Origin of the sequence: Curtobacterium sp. B18 (assembly GCF_000333375.1) — a bacterium.
GTDB lineage: Bacteria > Actinomycetota > Actinomycetes > Actinomycetales > Microbacteriaceae > Curtobacterium.
Window position 1 is genome coordinate 1 of sequence record NZ_BACZ01000323.1, and the last position, 5540, is coordinate 5540.

General features: G+C 71.9%; 5 protein-coding genes. 4 read left to right on the forward strand and 1 reads right to left on the reverse strand.

The genetic code is table 11. From position 1 onward, the window contains the following. Nucleotides 1-166 precede the first annotated feature (166 nt). The 4 genes from I5E_RS21490 (at nt 167) to I5E_RS08970 (ending at nt 2862) form a co-directional block, all read left to right on the forward strand. Nucleotides 167-532, forward strand: coding sequence for an HNH endonuclease family protein (locus I5E_RS21490; RefSeq protein WP_261974882.1), 366 nt, complete (start codon nt 167-169; stop codon nt 530-532). A gap of 122 nt (nt 533-654) precedes the next feature. Then, nucleotides 655-1458 (forward strand): SDR family oxidoreductase, encoded by an 804-nt coding sequence (locus tag I5E_RS08960; protein ID WP_022906679.1) that lies wholly within the window; start codon nt 655-657, stop codon nt 1456-1458. Between the two features lie 92 nt (nt 1459-1550). Further along, nucleotides 1551-2219 (forward strand): GOLPH3/VPS74 family protein, encoded by a 669-nt coding sequence (locus I5E_RS08965; protein WP_022906680.1) that lies wholly within the window; start codon nt 1551-1553, stop codon nt 2217-2219. 199 nt (nt 2220-2418) lie between these two features. Then, a complete protein-coding gene (locus tag I5E_RS08970; RefSeq protein ID WP_022906681.1) occupies nt 2419-2862 on the forward strand; it encodes an SseB family protein in 444 nt (147 codons plus the stop codon). Here I5E_RS08970 and I5E_RS08975 read toward each other — a convergent pair. Beyond that, nucleotides 2859-5540 (reverse strand): TM0106 family RecB-like putative nuclease (locus tag I5E_RS08975; RefSeq protein WP_022906682.1); only part of this gene is annotated, 2682 nt, incomplete at its 5' end. The genes I5E_RS08970 and I5E_RS08975 overlap by 4 nt on opposite strands.

Here is a 5540-nt window from a genome sequence, read left to right on the forward strand (position 1 = left end):
GGCGCAGCTCGGGGCGCGCCCGTCAAGGGCAAGCGCCCGCCTCCGGGTACGACCGGGTCGCCGATTCGGCAACGGCATGGCTCGACGTCGACCACAACGGGTGCGACACCCGCAACGACGTGCTGCGCGGGACCTCACGGCGATCAGCCGCCAGGGTCCGTGCCGGGTGCTCTCCGGGACCCTCGTGTCGCCGTACACCGGAGCGACGATCGACTTCGTCCGGGGCAACACGACCTCCACGCTCGTGCAGATCGACCACGTCGTCGCGCTGGAGAACGCGTGGCGGACCGGCGCCCAGCAGCTGTCGCAGCGGGAGCGGGAGGCCCTCGCCAACGACCCGGAGAACCTGTTCGCGGTGGACGGCCACTCCAACTCGCAGAAGCGGTCGGGCGACGCGGCGACGTGGCTGCCGGCCGACAAGGCGTTCCGTTGCACCTACGTCGAGCACCAGGTGTCGGTGAAGTCGAGCTACCGACTCTGGGTGACCCCGGCGGAGCGGGACGCGATGACCCGGATCCTCAGGAACTGCTGAGGGGACAGCTGGACAACAGGTGTAGCCTATCTTCCGTCGATGCGAACGCATCGTTCGGACTCGCTGCTCCACCGCGGACCCCGAGCCCTTCACCGTCGAAGACCGCAGGAGGCCTCCACACCATGACCGCAACCAGCACGTCGACCGCCCGCTTCGCCGACCGCGTCGTCCTCATCACCGGCGGCGGCTCCGGCCTGGGCCGCGCCACCGCCGTCCGCCTCGCCGCCGAGGGCGCGTCGCTCTCGCTCGTCGACGTCTCCGCCGAGGGCCTCGAAGCCACCACGGCCGCCGTCCTCGAGGCGACGCCCGACGCCGAGGTCCTCACCACCGTCGCCGACGTCTCGGACGAGGCGCAGGTCGAGGCGTACGTCACCGCCACCACCGAGCGCTTCGGCCGCATCGACGGCTTCTTCAACAACGCCGGCATCGAGGGCAAGCAGAACCCCACCGAGTCGTTCACCGCCGCCGAGTTCGACAAGGTCGTCTCGATCAACCTGCGTGGCGTGTTCCTCGGCCTCGAGAAGGTCCTCAAGGTCATGCGCGAGCAGGGCTCCGGCATGGTCGTCAACACCGCGAGCGTCGGCGGCATCCGCGGCATCGGCAACCAGTCCGGCTACGCCGCGGCGAAGCACGGCGTCGTCGGCCTCACCCGCAACTCGGCCGTCGAGTACGGCCGCCACGGCATCCGCATCAACGCCATCGCCCCCGGTGCCATCTGGACGCCGATGGTCGAGAACTCGATGAAGCAGCTCGACCCGGAGAACCCGCGCAAGGCCGCCGAGGAGTTCATCCAGGTCAACCCCTCGAAGCGCTACGGCGAGGCTCCCGAGATCGCCGCGGTCGTCGCGTTCCTCCTCTCCGACGACGCCTCGTACGTCAACGCCACGGTCGTGCCGATCGACGGCGGCCAGTCCGCCGCGTACTGAGTCACACGGCCCCGCGCGCGCCCGCCTCGGCGTGCGCTGGGCATCGGCCTGGAGGCGCGGCGCACCCCCGCCACGCGTGGCAGGCTGCGGACATGGCTGAGCAACTCTCCGTGCCGCAGGCGTTCGCGCTGCTCCAGGTCGAGGCCGACGGGCGCTGGTCGACGGACGTCCAGACGCTCGACAACGGGCTCGCCGGAGCCGTCCTCGCAGACCTCGCCCTGCGCCGGGTCGTCTCGCTGCGGGACGGCCTCGTCCGGGTCGTCAACGGTGCGGCCACCGGCGACCCGGTCCTCGACGGCGTGGTCGGCACCATCGCGGCCGCCGACAAGCCCCGCCCGGCGAAGTGGTGGGTCACCCGCATCGCCAAGCGACCGCTACGGGACGACGTGTTCGCCGGACTGATCGCACGCGGCGTGATCACGCTCGAACAGGGGAAGGCCCTCGGCATCTTCCCCACGACGAAGTACCCCGAGCGGGACGGCGGACCCGAGGCACTGCTCCGCGCGAGCATCGGAGACGTCCTGGCCGGACGCGCCGAACCCACGCCGTTCGCCGCGGCGGTGATCGGTCTGCTCGACGCGACGAACACGCTCCGCAAGCAGTTCGGCACGGTCGACCGGGCCCGCGTGCAAGAGATCACCTCGGGCAGCTGGGCCAGCCCCGCCGTGAAGGCCGTGCTCGAGGACATCCAGGCGGCGGCGATCACGGCCGCCCTGATGGCGAGCACCGCGGCCACGACGGCGGCGATCTCGTCGAGCTGAGGCCGACGGCTGCGTCCGGCGGAGTGGTTTCGTTCCGGCTTCGTGACCGTCCTGGTTCGCGATCCCCGGCTTCCGCGAACCAGAACGGTCAACAGCCCCGCACGATCGCCCCTCCCGTCCAGTCCGCGCCTGCCGCAGGCCGTCCAGACGAGCCGGTCGGACGTGACAGCATGGTCGTCGATCGTCAGGAGAGCACCGCATGAGCACCAACGACCACTCGGGATCGGCCTTCGGTCGAGGCGTCGACAACGCCCCGCCGACCGCGGCCGCCGAACTCCGCCGGCGGATGGCGACCTCGCCCGCAGGCTTCCTGCGCAGCGCCGCGTGGGTGCCGTGGCGGCCCGAGGGGACTCCGGACGGTGGAAGCGTCGCGCACGTGGTCATCCGGGACAAGCCGTTCGTCCCGGTGTTCACCGACCCGGCCGAACTCGCCGCCGGCCTACCTGACACCGAGGGACGGCCGATCCCGATGTCCGAGCTCGTGACGGCCCTGCCGGAGGAGTTCGGCATCGTCGTCGACCCGACGAGCGCCGCGGACGCCAACTTCCTGCACGCGGACGTCCTGGCGACCATGCGCGCGCAGATGCGCAGCGGCGTCCCGTCGACCGACGAGGACCCCGACCAGAGCGACCCCGGCGCCTAACGGACGCTGGGAGCGGGCTCGACGAGCTCGATGAACCGGGAGAGCAGCGACAGCCCCGAGATCGAGGGTGGTAGGCCCGTGGCGAGCGCCGGCGAGTAGACGAGGTACGCCGCCCACTTCGCCCGGGACAACGCCACGTTCAACCGGTTCGGCATGAGCAGGAAGTCGAGCCCTCGTGGGATGTCCGCTGCGCTCGACGCCGCGAGCGACACGATCGACACGACGGCCTCCCGACCCTGGAACAGGTCAACCGTGCCGACCTGTGTCCCCCGCAGTCCTGCGCGGTCGAGGACCTCGCGGATGACCGCGCCCTGCGCGTTGTAGGGCGCGACGACGATGACGTCCTCGTCCGTGAGCATCCGTTCGGTGTCACCGTCGACCCACCGACGTCCGACGACGTCCCGGGCCAGCTCGACGACGCGGGCGGCCTCCTCCACCGAGGACGTCGTGTTGCCGACGTGCGTGATCGGCACCGGGTGGACGCCGGCGTCGATGCCCGCGAGGTGTCGGCCGGAGACCATCGAGGCGAGCTGCCCGTCGTAGGACAGGGCGGAGACCGAGGCGGTCAGCGCGGGTTCCATCCGCCGGGTCCGCGCCAGGAAGTACCCGAACGTGTCCGGCAACACGTGCTGACCGTCGGCGAGCCACCCGAGCGCCGACTCGTCGACCGGTTCGGGGTGCGAACCCTGCGACACCTGCGGGAGCTGCTGCGGGTCGCCGAGGAGGAGCAGCCGGGTCGCCGCCACCGACGAGGCGATCGTCGGCGCGAGCGAGAACTGCCCGGCCTCGTCCACAACGAGCAGGTCGAGGGAGCCACGGGCGACCGTCGACTCGTTCGCGAAGGTCCACGCGGTGCCGCCGACGACACCGCCCGTGCCCGTCTCGGCGCACGACGACAGGAACGCGGCGATCGCGGCGCCGTTCTTCACGGCGGTCCACTCGGCCGACTCGACGTCCTCGTCCGAGGTGCCGGTCTTCGGGACCTTCACGACGCGGTCGGGTGCAACGCCGGCGCGCACGACCGAGTCGAGGAAGTTCTCGCTCGTCGCGTGCGACTGGCCGACGACCCCGACGCGCCAGCCGTGTTCGCGGACGAGCCGGGCCACAACGTTCGAGCCGACGTAGGTCTTGCCCGTCCCGGGAGGCCCCTGGATCGCCAGGTACGACCGGTCGAGGCCGAGCAGCGTCGCCACCACCGCGGACACCGTGTCGTCGCCCTGCACGGGCATGATCGGACCCCGCGGCGGGACCCGTCGGAGCAGGTCGAACGCGGGGTCCGGCAGCATCGCCGGCAACGCATCGAGGACCTGCTGGCCCCACTCCGCGATCGCCTCGGGCTGCGGCTTCGCCCGCGGCGGAGCCGCCGGCGCGAGGGCGACCGGGAAGTCGTGGTGCGGCTCGCCCCCGCCCACCGGCAGGCTCTCCTTCACGATCACCTCGAACGCCTCGCCGTTGTCGAAGGCGTCCAGCACGACCGCGCGAGCCGACGCGCCCTTCGATCCCGGTGCCGGAGCGGTGATCGACGGCGGGAGTGGGTCGTCGTAGACGAGGTGGGGCGTGCCTCCAGGCCGGAGCCGCGAGCCGGGCGCGAGCGTCCCCGACAACCGGAGCTCACGTGACTGCGAGCGGGCACGCGGCAGCGTGCCCCAGTCCCGCTCGACCGAAGCCCGATCGACGACGAGGACATCGCGGGTGTCCGCCCAGTCGTCCACCGGGTTGCGGAGGCGGTCGAAGTGGTCCTGCCAGAAGGTCTTCGCCTCGCGGCGGTGGTAGTCGATCGCGGCCGCGGCGAGCGCCAGCGCCGTCTGGTCGGGCGTGCGGTCGAGGGCGTCGACCCCGTCGAGCGTGGCGGCGAGCGCCGTGTACACCGGGGTCGGCTCGCGGTCGACCGGGATCGGCGGCAACAGCTCGACCGCGTCGTCGACCTCCGGCGCCGGGGACGCAGCCCGCAGCGACAGCAGCCAGTCGCGCAGGCGCAGGGTCGAGCGGCAGTCGTAGGCGTTGTAGTCGGCGACCTCGTCGAGCATGTGCTGCCCGGCCGCTCGGTCGCCGTTCCGGAGCTCCTCGATCGCGTCGACGTAGGCGGTGATGCTGTCGGCCGCGTTCGTGACGTCGCTCAGGCGCAGGTCGGACCCCACGTACAGCGGCTCGAGCTTCTTGATCGAGTAGCTGCGGCTGCCGACGACGAGTGCCTTGCGGACGATCGGGTAGAGGTCGACGAGGACGCCGGCGCGGAGCAGGTCGTCGACGGCGTCCTCCCCCACACCGTGACGCGCCGCGAGCGAGAGCAGGTGGGTCCGCTCGTACGCCGCGTAGTGGTAGATGTGCATGCCCGGGTGCTGTTCGCGTCGGGCTTCGACGAACGCCAGGAAGTCCACGAGCGCCTGCCGCTCGTCGCGGATCGTGTGCGCCCAGAACGCCGTGAAGCGGGCCTCGGGGTCGACCAGCCCGAAGAGGTAGTCGAGTCCCCAGTGCACGCCGTCCTCGGTGTGGAGCGGGTCGCCCTCGAAGTCGAAGAAGACGTCGCCCGCATCGGGCTCGGGGATCGCGTCGAGGGCGCGCGCGTCCGCCAGGTCGAAGACCGGCGCGCGGCCACCGCTCGTCTCGGACTCGACCTGGAGGCGCGGCTGACGCACCAGCCTGGCCTGCGTTCCGCGCGACATGGCCGGGACGGCCGC